The following is a 15,089-nucleotide window of genomic DNA, read 5'->3' as shown; positions in this document are numbered from 1 at the left end:
TTAATAAATTACTCGTCTGCAAACCAACAAATATTACGTGCAGCCATAATTAGCTCGCCCGCTTTCTCTGCAGATAGCTCTGTAATATCTACAAGCTCATCAATGCCTTGCTCAGCTAAGTCTTCAAGTGTTACTACACCCTTACTTGCCATAACAAATGCTAAATGACGCTCTAAGCCTTCAAGCGCAAGTAAGTCTTCAGCAGGCTCAGCGCCTTCTAAGCTTTCTTCCGTTTTAAGGGCTTTCGTTGTTAATGCATCTTTTGCACGTGAACGTAATACGTCCACTGTTTCTTCATCTAAGCCGTCGATTTCTAAAAACTCTGAAGCCGGAACATAAGCAACTTCTTCAAGTGTTGAGAAACCTTCGTTGATAAGTAATGATGCAAATTCGTCATCAATATCTAAGTTTTCAGTAAATAAGTTAATTAACTTATCTGACTCAGCTTCGTTCTTAGCGCGCATTTCATCAACGGTCATTACGTTTAATTCCCAGCCAGTTAATTGGCTTGCTAAACGTACGTTTTGACCATTACGACCAATAGCTTGTGCTAAGTTATCAGCTTCAACAGCAATATCCATTGAGTGTGTATCTTCATCCATTACGATTGAAGCCACTTCTGCTGGTGCCATTGCGTTAATAACAAACTGTGCAGGGTTGTCATCGTAAAGTACGATATCAACACGCTCACCGCCAAGTTCTGACGATACCGCTTGAACACGTGCGCCACGCATACCAACACACGCACCAACCGGGTCAATACGCTTATCGTTAGATTTAACCGCGATTTTAGCGCGTGAACCTGGATCACGTGCTGCAGCGCGTAATTCAATCATTTCTTCGCCAATTTCTGGCACCTCAATGCGGAATAATTCCATCAGCATTTCTGGTTTAGAACGGGTTACAAATAATTGTGCACCGCGTGCTTCAGGCTTCACTTCATATAAAAGACCGCGGATACGATCACCCGGGCGGAAGTTTTCACGCGGCAGCATGTCGTCACGATAAATAACCGCTTCTGCGTTGTTACCTAAATCAAGTACGATTGCATCACGGGTTGCTTTTTTAACAACACCCGTTACCAGCTCGCCTTCTTGATCTTTATATGCTTCAACGACTAAGGCGCGCTCTGCTTCACGTACTTTTTGTACGATCACTTGCTTAGCCATCTGTGTTGTTATGCGGTCAAATTTAATTGATTCAATCTGCTCTTCTACGTAGTCGCCCATTTTCAAGTCAGGTTCTTCAACTTGAGCAGCTTCTAACGTGATTTCGCTGTATGGATTCTCTAAAGAACCATCTTCTAAAACTTCAGCTATTTGCCAGCGACGGAAGGTATCGTAATCGCCGGTTTTACGGTCAATTGCAACACGTACATCAATTTCACCATCATGCTTTTTCTTTGTCGCTGTCGCTAATGCGAACTCTAGAGCTTCAAAAATCTTTTCTTTTGGAACCGCTTTCTCATTGGAAACGGCTTCAGCAACCAATAATATTTCTTTTGCCATGGGTAATGCCTCGCTTGCCCTATTCCTTCGCACTCGAATTAAAACTTTGCGATTATGTTCGCACGTTCAATGTTACTAAGCATGATTAAATGCTCCGCACCATCGCTAGATAGTGTGATCATATCGCTGCTAACTGCTATTAAGTCGCCTTTAAAATTACGGCGACCATCTTGTGGAAGCTTAGTACGCACGCGTACTTCCTCTCCTTGCGCCTGCTCGTAGTGATCTTGTTTGAATAATGGACGATCAACACCAGGAGACGACACTTCCAAATCGTATTCGTTTGTAATTGGGTCTTCGACGTCTAAAATCGCACTAATTTGACGACTTGCATCGGCGCAGTTGTCAACTGAAATCCCATCCTCATGAGCAATGTATACTCTTAAGGTAGAATGGCGACCCGCTTGTACAAACTCAAGCCCATGTAATTCAAAGCCTAACATTTCTACCGCAGGCGTTAACATGGTTACTAAATCTTGTTCAAGTTTTGTCACGAAAATCCTCCATACAAACAAAAAAAGGGCTTATAGCCCTAAAATACTGAGTTTAAATTTTGATTTAATCGATAAACATCAAATCAAACGGTGCAGATACAACAACGCCCCGAACCAAGCGGGGCGTCACACCAAAAAACGCAAAACTGTGTGGCCTAGGGCCAAGCTTGGTTGCGAGTCAGTACCCTGACCAAATTAAACTTCATTAGCTTAAACGCAAAACGCGCATTACTTAGAATGCGCGATATAAAGTAGTAAGTATAAACCTACTATTAAGATTGGTTGCGGGAGCCGGATTTGAACCAACGACCTTCGGGTTATGAGCCCGACGAGCTACCAGACTGCTCCATCCCGCGCCAATAGATAAAAAGTTAATAACTTAATATCGCTGTTAGTAAATTTTATAACCTACTAAACAATGGCCGCTATTATAAAGATGTACACCTAAATTAGCAACCACAATAAGTAATAAGTTGATAAAAAAAGCAATGCTGTTTATTGCTTTGCTCTATGATTAAAACGACATGTAGAAATCGATCGCTTTTTAAAATACAGCGTATAAAAATAATTTTGGCTCATTATGAAAAAATTCAAAACCTTAAAACTAATTTTAGGTGACCAGCTAAACCCCGCTCATTCTTGGTTTAAAGATAAATCCGATGACACCGTGTTTGTTATTGCCGAGCTCATGCAAGAAGCGCAGTACGTAAAGCATCACGTGCAAAAAATATCAGCCTTTTTTAAAGCCATGGAAAACTTCGCTAACGCCTTAAAAGATGCCGGCTTTGACGTGTTGCATTTAACGTTAGATGACACCAAAGACGATGATGACCTACCCGCTCTTTTAACTCGCTTAGCTAAGCAACATGAATGCACCTCAATTGAATATCAATACCCAGATGAGTACCGTTTAAAAACACAACTGCACGACTTTGCCACTAACAGCGAATTAGCTGTGACTGCCTGTGACAGCGAGCATTTTTTATTAGCATTTAACGATATAGACAAACGCTTTAAAAAAGATAAACACGTCACTATGGAGCATTTTTATCGGGCAATGCGTAAGCAGTTTGATATTTTAATGGATGATGACAAACCTCAAGGCGGTCAATGGAACTTTGATGCTAATAACCGTAATAAGTTTTCAAAAAGCGATTTAGCCGATATCCCCAAACCCAAATTATTTAAAAATGATGTTAGCACCATCATTGAGCGTTTAGATAAACATAAAATAAAATACTTTGGGCAAATAGAAACCCAATTAAGCTGGCCAACAACCCGTAAACAAGCAATAAGCGCACTTGATCACTTTTGTGCACATTTACTTCCCCGCTTTGGTCAATTTCAAGATGCGATGACAGATCAATGCCCTGATAAAGATACCTTTTATCACAGCCGGTTATCATTTGCGTTAAATGCCAAAATTTTACACCCTCGCTATGTTATCGACCGTGTGGTCAAAGAATACCAACAACGCCAAGGTGAAATATCTATTTCTCAGGTTGAAGGCTTTATTCGTCAAGTACTGGGTTGGCGCGAATATGTGCGTGGCGTGTATTGGAAAAACATGCCCGATTACGCTAACAAAAACCAGCTTAATGCAACCCGTGCACTGCCACGTTATTTTTGGAATGGTAAAACAAAAATGAACTGCTTAAGCCACTCATTAACACAAAGCTTAGACAGCGCGTATGCCCATCATATTCAACGTTTAATGGTAATAGGTAATTTTTGTTTACTAACCGCTATTAACCCTGATGAAGTGGATGAATGGTATTTGGGTGTTTATATCGATGCTATTGAATGGGTAGAAATGCCTAACGCACGAGGGATGAGCCAATTTGCTGACGATGGCATCATTGCTACCAAGCCTTATGCGGCTAGCGGCAACTATATAAATAAAATGAGCGACTACTGTAAAAGCTGCCAATATAAGGTGAAAGAAAAAGTAGGAAAAGACGCTTGCCCGTTAAATAGCCTCTATTGGCAATTTATGCAAACACACCGAGAGCGGCTTGAAAAAAATCCACGGATAGGCATGGTTTATCGCAATTGGGATAAACAAGATGAATCATTGCGCCAAGAAACCTTAGAGCAAGCTAACAACTATTTAAATAATATTGAAAAGCTTTAAATATAAATGCCGTCAATTGACGGCAGCATTCTTGATAGTTAATATTAAAGTACCAAAATAGGTAATATTGTTAATTAAATGTTTAATTTATTTGTCATGTCAGTGTAATGAGCTTATTTTTTAATAGCACCTCTTACTCCAGACTATGATGAGAATAAAATGAAAAAACAATTAATGGCAGCGACACTTTTATTGCTCGGTACAAGCCAAGCTCAAGCTTTTAGTCAAGAAACTCACAAACGTATTGTTCTTGATGCCGTAAATTATATGCAGCAACACCCAGCCAGCACCGAATATGCTGCCCTACGTCAGTACGCTGCACAAAACAATCTGACAATCTCTGAATTAGCCGAGCTGCTGGGACAAGCTGCTTATGATGTAGATGACTTTGAAGACACCTTTTTCTGTGGTGCTATTACAGGTTCATGTGTTCAAGCGCCAGTATGGGGAGCAGCGCAAAGTATAGTTAAATATACAAGCTATTGGCATTTTCAAAATCATACCCAAGGTGCAGACCAACATGGAAACGATTTTGGTGGTTATAATTATGAAAAGCTCACCGTTTGGGGAACTATTGATAATCTTGCATCTGCTTGGCTTAAAGGTGACTATCTTGATGATGGTAAAGGGGGAGAAACAGGTTGGTTCAATGCCGACTCTTCAAAATATAACAGTTATGGTGTAACAGAATCTCACTACAGAATCGATAGCAACTCAACCTATTCTATGTACGATGACTTTGAAGAAATGCCATTTCAACCTATCGATAATTTAGGGCAATATTGGTATCAAAGTTACTTACAAAGCGGCAATCCCCAAGTATTAGGGTTTGTGTTCCATACTACTGATTTATTACAGCCTCACCACACATGGACCACATCAGATCTAAATCATTCTAGCTGGGAAAGTTGGGTAAACGATTACTATGACCAAGAGCAGCTCAACGATTTATCACTCGTTACTCAAGCAATGCAAACGTTCTCGCCTTTAGATAAAAATAGCCAAGATGTTCGCCCATTATTAACTCAAGGCGGTTCATTTTCTTATGCACAAGGTGGGATTGTACTCAACTCAGAAGATCATTTTGATCGCCTTAATATAGCTAAGCAGGTCGTGCCCCATGCAATAGCAATGGTGGTGCACTTATTAAACCACGCCATGGTTGCTCGCTAATGAAAAAAATGGCTATTTTAGTGATTACATTACTAGGCGTGTTTTACCACTCCCTAGTAATGGCATCATTTACACAATACAGCAGTGATGAAATTAACTTTATGCATCGTGCTTATTTAAAGCACAACCCTGATATTACAATCAATGAAGTTAGAACTCGTCTGTATGAGAATCAGTTTTTATTACAACAAGCTGCGCTAAAAACCCCTGCGATAATAAAACGACAATCTGCCGTTGGTTTTAGTACTCAATACCATGTTGAACGTTACTTAAAAAATCTGTTCGATTCACAATTAGCTATAAGCGCACAGTCAAGCCCGATAAAGCTTGAAACTTATGATAAGCAATGGCTTAAACACACATTAGGGCCCTACCCTAAAAATGGCCAGTATGTGCAAAGCGCCATCAAAAAAATACAGCAGTTTGATTTAACCCCTCTTTTGTATAACGCTATTAATTTATATGAATTTGTCGATGCATTATCAATGCAGGTACGCTTTAAACTCCACAGAGGAGATAGTGAACTATTCAAAAGTGAATTAATAAAAAAACGGCAATTCAATATAGCGTTTTCAAAAGCCAAACCGATTTTGGCAAAACAGAATATTGATATTGAACATCTGTATGAAATAGCTCAAGGAGATATTCTGCGCCCCTCCATTCAAAGCTGGCTAGGTATAAATACAATGATGCATATGCAAAGCCCCGTTCTTGAAAAACTAGAGAAACAAGTAAACAAAAGCGAAATTAAAGCATTTTATCAAGCCAATAAATCGCAGTTTAAATTTTTAAGCCACGTAAAAGCCCATGGAGCTCAATTTGCTCATCGAGCCAATGCTGTAGGTTTTCGCACCTTGGCCGGTAACAAAACGCTAAAACAAGCATTAGTAATATCAGGAAAACAAGATATATATGCTCAATACAACAGTGAATTAAACCGTAAAAACAAAAGTAGCTGGGTTGTACAACTTGCGTTCACAACTAAAGAAAACACTATTTCTCCTGTTATACGTACACCCAGTGGTGAATGGGTGGTGATACACAGTTATGAGCATCAGTTTGAGTACTTTTCGCCAGAAGATGAAACCGTTCGATACCAAGCAACAAAGGCCATCGCAAAACAAAAAGCGGTACAACAGTATGAGGATACTTGGCTCAAGTGGCAAAATAAGACAGGAGTAATTTTATGAGCAAAAAAGTTTTCGTTTCTGTTGTTGTAGCTTGTGTTGGTATGTACGCACTTTTTACTCAATATACTAGTAAACCAACGATAAAGAATATTGATTCCCTTAACCAAGCTAAAAGTGTTAAGCAAATAACGTCACTTGAGCTGACTACTGCTGACATGACCCAAGAGCTAAAAAGCACGCAATTAAACACGGTTACAACTAACAAAACGAGCCCTCAGCCTTTGCCACCAATAACCTCTCCTGCCTATTTACCCAACATAGTAAAAAATACTCAGCCAGTTGCTCAGTACAGCGGTGATTTAAATAATCACCAGGCATATCAAGATTTCCACCTTGAACAGCAAAGACAGCTAGAGCAACGTTTTGTTATTGCTGCACAAGCCAAAATATTAAAACTTGAAGAATTACTGGCTAAAGGCCGACAAAAAAAGCTTTCACAAGAACAACTGCAAGTTGCGATAGATAAAATTAACGCTTTAAAACAAATGCAAATAAACTTAAAAGACTAACAACGCAAAAAGCCGCCAAATGGCGGCTTTTCACAGGGAAAATACGTGTGCTAGCTTAACTATTTGCTTTCTAGCATATTGCCTGAGCCAATCTCGATTTTACGTGGCTTAAGCGCTTCTGGGATCTCACGTTCAAGGTCGATGCTTAGTAAGCCATTGGCTAAGTCTGCACCAAGTACTTTAACGTGGTCGCCTAACTGGAACTTACGCTCAAAGTTACGCTCGGCAATCCCTTGATGAATAAATTTACGCTCATCATTTTGCTCTTTACCTGCTTTGGTGCCTGATACAACCAAAGTGTTGTTTTCAGATTGCAAGGTTAACTCGTCTTCACTAAATCCAGCGACTGCCATAGTGATACGGTACTTGTCTTTATCAAGCGCTTCGATGTTATAAGGAGGAAAACTTGGCTGCTTATCAGTTCGTGCAGCGGCATCCATTAATGATGCTAAATGATCGAAACCAATGAATGAACGGTATAGGGGTGATAAATCTACTGTACGCATAATAATATCCTCATATTTAAGCGATATATTGCTGCTACTTTTCGTTTGAACAAGTAACGGCAAAAGTTAATTAATAATATAATTTTCAAATAGTTCTGATTTACTGAAGACCCATCAGGCGTCCTCAAATAACTATTTATGGGCGGGCAATTTTATTTCAAGATTTTTTTATAAAATATTTTTATTTTTTTACAGGCCCTAAAAAAAGCGAACGCAATAATCGTTTTTTTGCACTGTAATAAAAAATGAAATTAGTTACACTAGGGTCAACTAATTTGAGGAGAGCGTTATGTTAACAGTAATTTTTGGCCGTGAAGGCTGCCCTTTTTGTGTTCGCGCTAAAGATGTTGCAGAGCAACTTGCTAATGATCGCGATGATTTTAAATACCGCTACATCGACATCATCAAAGAAGGTATCAGTAAAGAAGATTTAGAGAAGTCTGCAGGCAAACCATGCCCAACCGTACCGCAGATTTTTGTAGACCAAACTCATATTGGTGGATTCACTGAATTTGAAGCTTATGCTAAAGAAAACCTAGGCCTTTACCAGTAATTTTGTAGACAGAGTGTTAACCAGCTCAATTAACGCACAATTGAAGCTGGTTAAATTTCGACCAACATCAAACACATATAAATTAGTTGTAATTTATACAAGCATTTGCCTCGCATTTCCTATACAATGCGCGCCTCTTTAAATTCGTTGAGGCGTATTAATGTCAGAACCAGTCACGTTTGAATCTCTAAATCTTTCTCCTGCAATTTTAAAGGCAGTTGAAGAGTTGGGTTACAAGACACCATCTGAAATCCAAGCTCAATGTATACCGTTATTGCTAGAAAGAAAGGACGTACTGGGACTAGCACAAACGGGTACAGGTAAAACAGCAGCATTTGCACTGCCATTACTAAATAATATTGACCCGTCTGTGAAACAGCCACAGATCCTTGTACTCACACCTACCCGTGAGCTTGCGATCCAAGTAGCTGAGGCATTTGAACAATATGCAAAACACACTCGTGGTGTTGAAGTATTGGCACTATATGGTGGCCAGAGCTACAGCATCCAGCTGAGCGCACTTCGTCGTGGCGCACAGATTATCGTTGCTACACCAGGTCGATTAATCGATCACATAAACCGTGGCACTATCAAGTTTGATGCTTTACAAGCACTTGTACTTGATGAAGCCGATGAAATGCTACGTATGGGCTTTATCGATGATGTAGAAAGCATCATGGAAAAAACACCGCGTGAAAAGCAAACATGTCTTTTCTCTGCGACTATGCCTAAGCAAATTCAAAACATCAGCAGCAAATATATGAATAACCCTGAACAGGTTCATATTTCTGCGCGCAACTCAACTGTATCATCAGTTGAACAAGTGTTTTGGAATGCCCATGTTCATAAAAATAAAGCGATTGTTCGTTTCTTAGAAGCTGAACAATATGAAGGTGCTATTGTTTTCGTACGTACGCGTAACGACACAGTGCAACTTGCTGAATTATTAGAGCGCGAAGGTTTCTCTGCGGCGCCACTTAACGGTGACATGAACCAGCAAGCGCGTGAGCGCACGGTTGATCGTTTAAAAAGCGGCATGCTAAACGTTGTTATTGCAACAGACGTAGCGGCACGTGGTCTTGATGTAGACCGTTTAAGCTTAGTTATCAACTACGACATTCCACAAGATTCTGAAGCCTACGTTCACCGTATCGGCCGTACAGGTCGTGCTGGTCGTACTGGTAAAGCGATTCTTTTCGTTAAGCATAACGAGCGTTATTTACTTAAAAATATCATTCGTCATACTAAATCTGAAATCGCACAAGTTGAATTACCTACAGCTAAAGTTGTTGAAGAAAAACGTATCAATGCATTACAAGAAAAGCTTACGCTTGCTCTTGAAAACAAAGATATTACTTTCTTCAATGAAGTGGCTGCCAACATGGCACAAAAACTTGAGCTGGCTCCTGAAGACTTAGCGGGTGCATTACTGTGTTTAGCACAGCAACAATCACCAATTAAAGTTGAAGAAGTTAAGATTCAACCGCGTGAGCGTAACGAACGTAATGATCGTAATCCTCGTAGCAATGACCGTGGTCGTCGTAACGAACGCCCTGAACGTGGTGGTGAGCGCGCTGAGCGTAAACCACGCGAGCGTAACAGTCGTGATGCAGGTCCTATGGATACATACCGTATCGAAGTAGGTCGTGAGCATGGTGTTCAGGTTAAGAACATTGTTGGCGCAATTGCTAACGAAGCAGACATTTCAAGCAAGTTTATTGGTGACATTCGTCTTCACGACAGTCACAGTACGGTACAATTACCGCAAAACATGCCTAAAGATGTACTTGATCACTTCCAAAAAGTGTTTATTTGTAAACGCCCAATGGGTATGACATTAACACAAGATCAAGGCCCTTCTGAGCCACGCGGCGAGCGTTCTGAACGCCCTGCTGGTGACAAGAAGCGTAGCTTTAATAAAGATGGTCAACGCCCTGATAAGCGTAGCGGCCCTCGTAAAGAACGTCGCCCAGTTAGCTTTACCGCTAAGTAAGCAACGACTCTTTAGTAAAAAAACCTTGGCATGAAAGTGCCAAGGTTTTTTTGTGTCTGAAATTTGAAGATAATAGGTTCAAGGTGAAAGGTTTGAGCAGCTAGGCGTTAAATTTTTAACTACATATAAAACATAGAGAATTAATCGTAAAATATAATTTAATCTTTATTAAGAATAACTCTTTAAAAAGAAATCAAATTTTATGTATTTGTAATTAATTTCTATCTGGGCTGACTTCTCAATACTTCTGTTATAAAGCACTCATGTCGAAAGTCGTCAGCGGTATATTCATCTGCCTTAACATTAGAAATTGAACTATATTTTATCCATAAATTTAAAATATCGACTAAGGCACTTTGTCTTTTTTGAGAGAAATAAAAGCTATTTTTAGACTCTCCATCGTCAAGAAAGCTAGTTTGTAATGCGTAAATATCTATAATTAATTTTATAATTAAAGTAATAGGCTCTTTTTGAATTGAAAAGTGGCGAATACCTATAGCGTGACAAACTTGTAAAAGAGTCGCGTCCATAACCCCTAAAAGATATACTATTTTTAATGTATATATATTTATAGAATTCTCTTGTTCTATTTTTTGCTCTTCCGAAAAGTCTGGGAACAATAAGTTTATAAACTTCAGCTTATTTCTTTTAGTGTTTGCTATTTTCCCGAATTCAAATACTTTAGCCTCGAATAGTTTCATAAATTCATATATATATTCTATTTTCTCAATATCTATCTCGAAATATGGATCTTCTTTTTTTTGTTGGTTTTGGATAAAAGCGTGTAAAAATTAATGTAGCATCTTCAGGTCGAATGCATTTAAAGTTACCATTAAATATAACTGCAGAGAATTTTTCTTTAAATAGAGTTAACTCTTTATGATAAAGATCTATTTTATGCTCAAATTCTTGCCTTTTTATTGTTCTTTCCTGGTAATTCAAATTAGATTGAAACTGTAATGCACGAAAGTTAGCAGTTGCTAGAGTAGCAAGAGGTAATGCTGAACCTAAAATCCATAAGGGAACATTCATATACTCTAAGAAAACAGATAAGGTTTTCTTATTCGGCCATTCAACTGATAGGCCATCGTTTATAAAAATAAAACTCATCAGTAAAGAAGATAAGCCAACCGGTATAATTATAGCTATCCAAAAATATGAATATGTAAATACACTACTAATCTGTTTATTGTTATTCATTTACTTTAAGTCCCTCAATGCACACTCAAGCTAAGAGGGTTATTATCTAATCCGATTAAATAAATTATGCTTAATTTAAAGTTCTAAAAAACCCCACCAGTTCATGGTGGGGCTTCTACTTTTTTATAGCGATTATATTTGTTAAGGCGCTACTGCTGGGTACACGTAGCTGGCATCAAGTCCTAATGGGATACCGAGTGCCCAGTAGCCTAGCAAGAAGATACTCCAGCCAATCATAAAGGCGATTGAATACGGTAGCATCATCGCGATAAGCGTACCTATGCCTGTGCCTTTAACGTATTTTTGACAGTACACCACAACTAGTGGGAAGTATGGCATGAGCGGGGTGATAATATTAGAGCTAGAATCTCCCACACGGTACGCCGCTTGCGTTAAGTCTGGCGAAATACCGAGTTGCATTAGCATAGGCACAAATACCGGACCTAATAGTGCCCACTTAGCCGAACTTGAACCAACAAATAAGTTTACAAAACCAGTTAAGAAAATAATCCCTACGACCGTTACAGAGCTCGGTAACTCCATTGCTTTTAATACTTGAGCCCCTTCAATTGCCAGCAATGCACCTAGGTTTGATTTACTAAATGCAGCAATGAATAATGAACAAAAGAATGCCATAACAATGTAATACGCCATACCATTCATGGCTTTGCTCATTGCATCTATCATGTCTTTAGAGGTTTTAAAGGTGCCTACGGTAAAACCATATACTGCGCCTGGGATCCAAAATAACAAAAATATCAGCGGTACTATTGATTGCATTAGTGGTGAGCTAAAGTTTGTTAAAGAGCCATCGCTGCTGCGCATCGCTGAATCAGCTGGTGCGGATACGTACGCTAATAACGCAATACCTGCAATCATTACGCTACTTGCAATAAGAAAGGCGCGCTTTTCGTCACTACGCGCATCTTCAAATGCTGGTAGGTCTTGAGTTTCGCCATCAACGGGTGAATTTTTTAAACGTGGTTCAATAATTTTATCGGTGATATACCAACCTAACATCACAATAAATAAACTTGATGCTGAAGCAAAGCCCCAGTTATTAAGCGGGTTAATGCTCATTGTCGGATTAATAATTTGTGCTGCACTTTGGGTAAAGCTTTGCAGTAATGGGTCAATTCCAGATGGAATAAAGTTAGCACCAAAGCCACCACTTACCCCAGCAAATGCCGCTGCAATACCGGCAAGCGGATGACGACCGGCGGCAAAAAATATTACCCCAGCAAGAGGAATAACTAACACATACCCTGCATCGGTAGCCGTATGGCTCACAATAGCCACCAAAATAATTGAGGGTGTTAGTAATTTTCTAGGCGTTACTTTGAGCATTAATTTAAGGCCGGTATTAATAAAGCCCGAATGCTCTGCAACGCCCACACCTAGCATTGCAACCAGCACTACACCCAGTGGCGCAAAACCGGTGAATGTTTTTACCATAGAAGATAAAAAAGTGGCCAACGAATCGCTGGCAAGCATGTTATTAATGATAATGGCTTCGCCAGTACGAGGGTCTATTGCATCAAATGTGACGCTTGAAAACCACCAAGACAAAAACCAGATTAATAACATGGCAAACAAAAAGATAATTGCTGGATCAGGCAGCTTATTCCCTACCCGCTCAACAAAATTTAAAAATCGCGCAACTATGCCCGTTGGCATTGTCGCATCATTATTGTTATTCATTTCACTTGTTCCCTAGAATTTAGACTGTGCTACTTTAGCGTATCTAAGGAATGAGGTAAATTTTAACTGAATAAACAAGTTCTTTTTTAGGCACAAAAAAACGCGGCTCAGTGGCCGCGCAGTTATAAATGAATAAAAAAGCTTATGCGAGTGCTTTTACTTCATCCCATATTCTTACTACGAGTGCTTTATCGTCTTCATTAAGTTCGCCATTGCGATAGGCTTTTACTAGGCTTTTTTCAACGGTGTCGTTTAGCTCAGTAATTTCTAAATTTAGCTCCTCAACTTGGGCATACCCTACCGCTAAATCAAAGTGACCACGTAAATAACCGCCGGCAAATAGCTCATCATCAGTGGCTTTTATCACTAAATCATCAAAATATTGCTGCGCAGCATCTATGTAATTTACTAAACTCATGTGTTACTTCTCCTCAAGGTGCAGCCCATCTTGATGACCTACTGCATACATAATATGGTCGTTAAACCCACTGGTTACACGGATATAACCGCTTAATTCATCATCTAACTCGCTATCGCCGGTGTCACAAATTAGCGGTCGGCCATTTAAAGCCTGTAATTTGGTTTTTGTTGCCACTACAATAATATTGTCGCGGCCTATCGCTTTAATTAACGCAGGACTGAGTTGTTGATTACCTCGACCAAAAATATGCCCTTGACCGCCAATCAAGGTGATCACTAATTTTGTCTCACGCCCTGTCGTAAGTTCAAGTAATTGTTGAGCTGTTAAGTCTTGGCCTACTAAAGCTTGATCTTCAACTAAATCAACACCGAGCAGCGTGTTCTCAAGTCCCATTTCTTCCATCACCGCGCCAACGGTAGAGCCACTGCCCATTACATAGAGGGTATCGACATCCATTTCACTGACCACATAAGCGGCAATATCAGCAAGTACCAATTCATCGGTTTCTTTACCGCCATTTTTAACCGCTTGTACATAGCGCACTTCACTGGGTACTTGCATTTCGCCATAACGTTTTGCTTTTACTGTTCCTTGGCGAAAGGCGACTTCATCAATGTCCATGACATCGGCATCGCTTAGCGTTACCAACTCACCTTTAACTAACATTTCAACTACGCGGCCTGCAGCTTTTGGCGTTATGGCATATACTCCAGAGTGAATTTTACACCCTGCAGGAATGCCCAACACAGGTACAGAGTCTTCTACCGCATGGCAAATATTACGTGCTGTGCCATCGCCACCTGCAAATAAAATTAAATCTACACCTTGCTGCTGTAATAAACGAGCTGCCGCTTCAGTATCGTCACTGGTTGTGGGTGAGCTACTTTGATAAACCACTTGCGTATTAAAGCCGAGTGATTTTGCTGTTTGCTCCCCCATTTCATCATTAACAGTATAAATAGTAATATTTGACTGATGAGGTACAAGCACTTCAAGTGCAGCTTTAGTGCGGCTATTTGATTTAGGCTCAGCGCCTAATGCAATGGCTTTAGCGGCGGTGTCTTCGCCGTCACTGCCTTTTAACGCCACGCTACCGCCCAATCCTGCAACCGGGTTTACAATCAGCCCTAACTTAAACTGCATCTTTTAGCTCCTCGGGAGAATGCCATGAAAACTGCGCAGCATTTAAAGGCCACGTTGTGTTATAAAATTTACACAGTGCTTTTAGTAACCTTGTAGTACGTGGGTTAAATCCGTCTTGCAGCAGCTGTAATAACTTTGCATGTACACGCGATTGAAACGTAAATCGACAGGTTTGTTCACCATTTAAATTATCTACCGATACGTTAAAATCAAACCCAGCAGCCACACTCAATGCCCACTCTATTGCTTGAGGTTTTACCTCTACAGATTCAAACTCTGCTTGCTGTAAAGCATCGCGCCCGTCGGGGCAATACCAATAACCATAATCTTCAACTAAGCGGCGCTGAGAACCTGCTACTAACCAATGGGCTATTTCGTGCAGCGCACTGGCGTAAAAACCATGGGCAAATACAATTTGATGATAAGGCGTTGTATCATTTGCGGGAATGTAGATAGGCTCGTGCTCACCTTTTACCAAACGCGTATTATAGCTTTGGAAAAAAGTGTGTTCGAAAATAGAAATTAAATCCGCTATTTGATGCATAAATATTTCGTATACTCGTT

The 15,089-nt window shown here is 39.9% G+C and carries 15 protein-coding genes and 1 tRNA gene; 6 read left to right on the top strand and 10 right to left on the bottom strand.

Annotated features, from left to right (window positions below):
* Positions 1–8: 8 nt before the first annotated feature.
* The 3 genes from nusA to ABZP26_RS05510 form a co-directional block, all read right to left on the bottom strand.
* A complete protein-coding gene (gene nusA, locus ABZP26_RS05520) occupies positions 9–1,508 on the bottom strand; it encodes a transcription termination factor NusA (protein ID WP_064664049.1) in 1,500 nt (499 codons plus the stop codon).
* A gap of 38 nt (positions 1,509–1,546) precedes the next feature.
* Positions 1,547–2,002 (bottom strand): ribosome maturation factor RimP, encoded by a 456-nt coding sequence (gene rimP, locus ABZP26_RS05515; RefSeq protein ID WP_008114543.1) that lies wholly within the window; start codon positions 2,000–2,002, stop codon positions 1,547–1,549.
* A gap of 279 nt (positions 2,003–2,281) precedes the next feature.
* Positions 2,282–2,358 (bottom strand) — tRNA-Met (locus ABZP26_RS05510).
* 224 nt (positions 2,359–2,582) lie between these two features.
* On the opposite strand from ABZP26_RS05510, the gene ABZP26_RS05505 reads away from it, so the two are divergent.
* The 4 genes from ABZP26_RS05505 (at position 2,583) to ABZP26_RS05490 (ending at position 7,008) form a co-directional block, all read left to right on the top strand.
* The gene (locus ABZP26_RS05505; protein WP_064664048.1) at positions 2,583–4,136 is read left to right on the top strand and encodes a cryptochrome/photolyase family protein; all 1,554 of its coding nucleotides are present in this window, start codon (positions 2,583–2,585) and stop codon (positions 4,134–4,136) included.
* 159 nt (positions 4,137–4,295) lie between these two features.
* Positions 4,296–5,309 (top strand): hypothetical protein, encoded by a 1,014-nt coding sequence (locus ABZP26_RS05500; RefSeq protein ID WP_064664047.1) that lies wholly within the window; start codon positions 4,296–4,298, stop codon positions 5,307–5,309.
* On the top strand, positions 5,309–6,499 hold the full coding sequence (locus ABZP26_RS05495; protein WP_064664046.1) for a peptidyl-prolyl cis-trans isomerase: 1,191 nt from the start codon (positions 5,309–5,311) through the stop codon (positions 6,497–6,499). The genes ABZP26_RS05500 and ABZP26_RS05495 overlap by 1 nt, the downstream gene beginning before the upstream one ends.
* Complete coding sequence (locus ABZP26_RS05490; RefSeq protein WP_064664045.1) at positions 6,496–7,008, top strand: hypothetical protein; 513 nt, start codon at positions 6,496–6,498, stop codon at positions 7,006–7,008. Before ABZP26_RS05495 ends, ABZP26_RS05490 begins: the two co-directional genes overlap by 4 nt.
* 59 nt (positions 7,009–7,067) lie before the next feature.
* Here ABZP26_RS05490 and ABZP26_RS05485 read toward each other — a convergent pair whose 3' ends face one another.
* Positions 7,068–7,514: an Hsp20 family protein gene (locus ABZP26_RS05485; protein ID WP_008114537.1), complete on the bottom strand. Its 447-nt coding sequence runs from the start codon at positions 7,512–7,514 to the stop codon at positions 7,068–7,070.
* Between the two features lie 289 nt (positions 7,515–7,803).
* Between ABZP26_RS05485 and ABZP26_RS05480 the strand changes: the two genes are divergently transcribed.
* Together ABZP26_RS05480 and ABZP26_RS05475 are read left to right on the top strand one after the other, a co-directional pair.
* On the top strand, positions 7,804–8,067 hold the full coding sequence (locus ABZP26_RS05480; protein ID WP_008114535.1) for a GrxA family glutaredoxin: 264 nt from the start codon (positions 7,804–7,806) through the stop codon (positions 8,065–8,067).
* A 160-nt stretch (positions 8,068–8,227) separates the two neighbouring features.
* Entirely contained in the window at positions 8,228–10,060 is a 1,833-nt protein-coding gene (locus ABZP26_RS05475; protein WP_016899447.1) for a DEAD/DEAH box helicase, read from the top strand.
* Positions 10,061–10,281: 221 nt separating this feature from the next.
* Here the strand turns inward: ABZP26_RS05475 and ABZP26_RS05470 are convergent, their stop codons facing one another.
* The 6 genes from ABZP26_RS05470 to ABZP26_RS05445 form a co-directional block, all read right to left on the bottom strand.
* Entirely contained in the window at positions 10,282–10,761 is a 480-nt protein-coding gene (locus tag ABZP26_RS05470; protein ID WP_350655143.1) for a hypothetical protein, read from the bottom strand.
* Positions 10,762–10,786: 25 nt separating this feature from the next.
* Positions 10,787–11,260, bottom strand: coding sequence for a hypothetical protein (locus ABZP26_RS05465; protein WP_368485446.1), 474 nt, complete (start codon positions 11,258–11,260; stop codon positions 10,787–10,789).
* A 141-nt stretch (positions 11,261–11,401) separates the two neighbouring features.
* Positions 11,402–12,961, bottom strand: coding sequence for an AbgT family transporter (locus tag ABZP26_RS05460; RefSeq protein WP_033103877.1), 1,560 nt, complete (start codon positions 12,959–12,961; stop codon positions 11,402–11,404).
* Between the two features lie 142 nt (positions 12,962–13,103).
* Positions 13,104–13,379 carry a YfcL family protein gene (locus ABZP26_RS05455; RefSeq protein WP_024602794.1) on the bottom strand — a complete coding sequence of 92 codons (276 nt, stop codon included), beginning with the start codon at positions 13,377–13,379 and terminating at the stop codon, positions 13,104–13,106.
* 3 nt (positions 13,380–13,382) lie between these two features.
* Positions 13,383–14,525, bottom strand: a complete 1,143-nt coding sequence (locus ABZP26_RS05450) for an ATP-NAD kinase family protein (RefSeq protein WP_368485445.1) — start codon at positions 14,523–14,525, stop codon at positions 13,383–13,385.
* On the bottom strand, positions 14,515–15,069 hold the full coding sequence (locus ABZP26_RS05445) for an elongation factor P hydroxylase (protein WP_368485444.1): 555 nt from the start codon (positions 15,067–15,069) through the stop codon (positions 14,515–14,517). Before ABZP26_RS05445 ends, ABZP26_RS05450 begins: the two co-directional genes overlap by 11 nt.
* Between the last annotated feature and the right edge of the window lie 20 nt (positions 15,070–15,089).

The organism is Pseudoalteromonas sp. SD03 (assembly GCF_040937955.1).
GTDB lineage: Bacteria > Pseudomonadota > Gammaproteobacteria > Enterobacterales > Alteromonadaceae > Pseudoalteromonas > Pseudoalteromonas tetraodonis.
This window is presented reverse-complemented; position numbering and strand designations above follow the sequence as displayed.

Coding starts and splice junctions, on each gene's coding strand:
- nusA (WP_064664049.1), bottom strand. CDS start 1,508: ATGGCAAAAGAAATATTATTGGTTGCTGAAGCCGTTTCCAATGAGAAA.
- ABZP26_RS05505 (WP_064664048.1), top strand. CDS start 2,583: ATGAAAAAATTCAAAACCTTAAAACTAATTTTAGGTGACCAGCTAAAC.
- ABZP26_RS05500 (WP_064664047.1), top strand. CDS start 4,296: ATGAAAAAACAATTAATGGCAGCGACACTTTTATTGCTCGGTACAAGC.
- ABZP26_RS05495 (WP_064664046.1), top strand. CDS start 5,309: ATGAAAAAAATGGCTATTTTAGTGATTACATTACTAGGCGTGTTTTAC.
- ABZP26_RS05490 (WP_064664045.1), top strand. CDS start 6,496: ATGAGCAAAAAAGTTTTCGTTTCTGTTGTTGTAGCTTGTGTTGGTATG.
- ABZP26_RS05485 (WP_008114537.1), bottom strand. CDS start 7,514: ATGCGTACAGTAGATTTATCACCCCTATACCGTTCATTCATTGGTTTC.
- ABZP26_RS05480 (WP_008114535.1), top strand. CDS start 7,804: ATGTTAACAGTAATTTTTGGCCGTGAAGGCTGCCCTTTTTGTGTTCGC.
- ABZP26_RS05475 (WP_016899447.1), top strand. CDS start 8,228: ATGTCAGAACCAGTCACGTTTGAATCTCTAAATCTTTCTCCTGCAATT.
- ABZP26_RS05470 (WP_350655143.1), bottom strand. CDS start 10,761: ATGAAACTATTCGAGGCTAAAGTATTTGAATTCGGGAAAATAGCAAAC.
- ABZP26_RS05465 (WP_368485446.1), bottom strand. CDS start 11,260: ATGAATAACAATAAACAGATTAGTAGTGTATTTACATATTCATATTTT.
- ABZP26_RS05460 (WP_033103877.1), bottom strand. CDS start 12,961: ATGAATAACAATAATGATGCGACAATGCCAACGGGCATAGTTGCGCGA.
- ABZP26_RS05455 (WP_024602794.1), bottom strand. CDS start 13,379: ATGAGTTTAGTAAATTACATAGATGCTGCGCAGCAATATTTTGATGAT.
- ABZP26_RS05450 (WP_368485445.1), bottom strand. CDS start 14,525: ATGCAGTTTAAGTTAGGGCTGATTGTAAACCCGGTTGCAGGATTGGGC.
- ABZP26_RS05445 (WP_368485444.1), bottom strand. CDS start 15,069: ATGCATCAAATAGCGGATTTAATTTCTATTTTCGAACACACTTTTTTC.